The sequence below is a fragment of the Aquidulcibacter sp. genome, from assembly GCF_044346625.1.
Lineage (GTDB): Bacteria > Pseudomonadota > Alphaproteobacteria > Caulobacterales > Aquidulcibacteraceae > Aquidulcibacter.
In genome coordinates this window covers 1-2,871 of record NZ_JBIIYV010000160.1, presented here as the reverse complement: position 1 = coordinate 2,871, position 2,871 = coordinate 1, and the positions used below count along the sequence as shown (strand labels likewise).

At 56.1% G+C, this 2,871-nt stretch carries 4 protein-coding genes and 1 pseudogene; 2 read left to right on the top strand and 3 right to left on the bottom strand.

Annotated elements, in window-relative coordinates:
- The 3 genes from ACIQ20_RS16465 to ACIQ20_RS16455 form a co-directional block, all read right to left on the bottom strand.
- Positions 1 to 440 (bottom strand): RNA polymerase sigma factor (locus ACIQ20_RS16465; RefSeq protein WP_395782236.1); only part of this gene is annotated, 440 nt, incomplete at its 3' end.
- Positions 441 to 472: 32 nt separating this feature from the next.
- On the bottom strand, positions 473 to 868 hold the full coding sequence (locus ACIQ20_RS16460) for a DUF6249 domain-containing protein (RefSeq protein ID WP_395782234.1): 396 nt from the start codon (positions 866 to 868) through the stop codon (positions 473 to 475).
- Between the two features lie 91 nt (positions 869 to 959).
- Positions 960 to 1,370 carry a hypothetical protein gene (locus ACIQ20_RS16455; RefSeq protein ID WP_395782232.1) on the bottom strand — a complete coding sequence of 137 codons (411 nt, stop codon included), beginning with the start codon at positions 1,368 to 1,370 and terminating at the stop codon, positions 960 to 962.
- A 122-nt stretch (positions 1,371 to 1,492) separates the two neighbouring features.
- Between ACIQ20_RS16455 and ACIQ20_RS16450 the strand changes: the two genes are divergently transcribed.
- Positions 1,493 to 2,593, top strand: coding sequence for a Rieske 2Fe-2S domain-containing protein (locus ACIQ20_RS16450; RefSeq protein ID WP_395782230.1), 1,101 nt, complete (start codon positions 1,493 to 1,495; stop codon positions 2,591 to 2,593).
- A 96-nt stretch (positions 2,594 to 2,689) separates the two neighbouring features.
- A pseudogene (locus ACIQ20_RS16445) lies at positions 2,690 to 2,871 on the top strand (NAD(P)(+) transhydrogenase (Re/Si-specific) subunit alpha); the annotation flags it as partial.

Below are 2,871 nucleotides of genomic sequence, written 5' to 3'. Positions count from 1 at the left end.
CACAAGGCTACGACAAGGCGTTGATCGGGCGAGAGGGCTTGGAGTACTTTGTCGAGATCAAGTTTGGCGGCTAGACCCGTTTCTTGAGAGGCGACTTGGTCTTGATCGGCCAGCCAGTCCGTATCGCGCTTTTGGGAACGAATGTGGCTGCGGCGCTGGTCATGGGCGGCGTTTACCGCAATGGAGAACAGCCAACCCCGGAAACTGCCCCCGGCTTGGTCGGCCCCGCGCCAGCGCGACAAGTTCTTCCAGGCCTTTAGAAAAGTTTCCTGTGCCAGATCATCTGCCAAGCTGGGCTCAGAGACCATCCGGCACAGGAAGCCACGAACGGCGGCTTGATGACGGCGCACCAGCTGATCAAACGCGTTGGAGGAACCCGTGCGGGCGCGCTTGACCAAGGCTTCATCAACATCGCTGATTAGCGTTTGACTGGTGTGCACTTTCATAGCCTCAGTTCGCGTTTCACCCGGTCCTATTGCGGCTCAGACGGGGGAGCAGGGCGACGCAAGCGCCAGCTCAAGAGCTGACCCAAGCCCGTAAACCCGACGATACAGCCAATCAGGATCAGGAATGTGCCAAACCCACCTGCGTCAAAGTCGTTGAGTTTGCTAATTCCGCCAGCGGCACAAAAGCCTAAGCCCATCATCAGGCTGATAAGGCCAGCGCGTAGGTCCATTTCAGGTGAATGTGGTGCTTTGACCATCAGCTTTAGAGTGGTCTCATCCAGCTTCTGGCCAGAGGCGATGACTTGGCGCAGGGTCTCCTGCTGGCCCTCGCGAACTTTGGCATTCCAATAAAGCGTCGCAAGAACCCCGACTGTGATGCAGAAGAACAGCATAAAGGGGACGAGTTCACCAGCATTTTGCATTTTCTTTTCCTTTTCTCATGTGCGGCGACGGCAAAAACTAATGACGCCGCCGCTTCTGAATTTGGATGCAGCCAAGCTGCATTCTTTGTGACTAACGAGCAAGACGGGTCGGGGCGGGTGGCTGTGCTGTGGCAATCACCAGCACATCATAGGTTTCCAGCCTGTCGCGTACGCTCAGGGGGAGGGACAGCCACAAAGTGCGATTAGCTTTCAGTGTTTTGATCTGGAAGGCTTGGCCTTCCGTGGTTGGCTCCGCTGCAAACTGGCTCAGAATAGAGCATGTCTTGGCGCTGAAGGCTTGGCGGCCGTGGGGTTGGCACAGCGTCTGGCGGCTAACGGGATGGGCCAGATCTTTGACCCAGGCCATTTGCTCTGGCTTGAGTGGGGCTATAGCCTGTTGGGGATTGGCTTTGGTTTGCGGAATGGCCGCAAACACAGGGCTTGCGAGGCCCAAGCTGAAGAAAACTTGGCCGGCGGCGAGTATTAGGGGGAGGGTTTTCATTTTGGTATCCTTTGTGTTGGTTGGATACAGATAAGACGCCACAGCTTCGGGTTTTGGATGCGGCAGAATTCCGCATCGCGTGATATTTTTCGTGTTGGCAAAACTAGTCTATAGGATTTGCCATGGCTGATGACATTTCCCCTCTCGCGACTGCGCAATCCATCACTTCAGACGGGCTGTTGCTGGATTGTTGGTATTTTGCCGCGACCTCGGCAGAGCTGAAGGCAGGTAAACAATTCCGCCGCATGATTGTGGGGGAGCCGATCCTGTTGGGTCGCACCGCCAAGGGTGAAGTGTTGGCCATCCGCGACGTCTGTCCCCATCGCGCTGTTCCTTTATCGGCAGGGCGTCAAGTTGAAACCAACGGGCAAGCCACGATTGAATGCCCCTATCACGGCTGGCGCTTTGGTGGCGATGGGGTGTGCAAGCTTATGCCGTCCTTGGTCGAGGGTCAGCCCTACGACCCGGCGAAGGTCAAGGTTCGTCGCTTTCCCCACGCGGAGCGCAATGGCCTTGTCTTTATCTATATCTCATCTGACCCCCGGTTTGACGGCACGCCCGATCTTCCGCCACCAGACTTTGGCATCAAGGCCGATCGACCCAAATTTGTCGTTAGCCGGGTTTTTGAAGCCCATATGGACAATGCAGTCGTGGGTCTGATGGACCCTGCCCATGTGCCCTTTGTTCATAATCAATGGTGGTGGCGTCCGCCGTCGGTTGGCCTCAAGCTCAAAGAAAAGCAATTTGAGCCTCGACTTTACGGCTGGGCCATTGCCCGCCACGCACCTTCCTCCAACTCGCTCGCCTACCGCCTCCTATTTGGCGAAGGGGTGACGACCGAGATTGTCTTTATGATCCCGGGCTTCCGCTGGGAAGTGGTCGAGAATGACAAGAGCCAGTTCTTTACGCTGACCTGCCTGACGCCGATTGACGGCAATTCGACGCTCATCACCCAGATCAGCTATTGGACGGCCGCGCCTTTGTTGGATCTGATAAAGCCGATCCTGATCCCCGCAGCCCGCGAATTCCTAGACCAAGATGGCCGCATGGTGGACCTTCAGAATAAAGGACTGCCTTTTACAAAAGGCATGCTTTGGATTGACGACATCGACGTGCAAGCTAAGTGGTATAACAAACTCAAGCGGGAATGGGCGCAAAGTCGGGCCGAGGGGCGGCCTTTCTCTAATCCCATACACCCTCAAAGCTTGAAGTGGCGCAGTTGATTCCAAGCCTGGGCAAGGAATGGGCTTGCGTCAGCGCGGTAGGTCAGCCATCGTGCTAACCAACCATAAGCAGGGGCTCAGGGGAGATTAAGCTTCATGCGAATAGCAATACTGAAGGAAACGCGCGACGGGGAAACCCGGGTGGCGGCCTCGCCAGAAACGATTAAGAAACTCACTGCAGCGGGCCATCAAATAATTATCGAAACCGGTGCCGGTGATCACGCATCCTCGCCTGACCGCCTGTTCGTTGAGGCAGGCGCTGAAATCGCGGCAGATGC

Coding starts and splice junctions, on each gene's coding strand:
- ACIQ20_RS16460 (WP_395782234.1), bottom strand. CDS start 868: ATGCAAAATGCTGGTGAACTCGTCCCCTTTATGCTGTTCTTCTGCATC.
- ACIQ20_RS16455 (WP_395782232.1), bottom strand. CDS start 1,370: ATGAAAACCCTCCCCCTAATACTCGCCGCCGGCCAAGTTTTCTTCAGC.
- ACIQ20_RS16450 (WP_395782230.1), top strand. CDS start 1,493: ATGGCTGATGACATTTCCCCTCTCGCGACTGCGCAATCCATCACTTCA.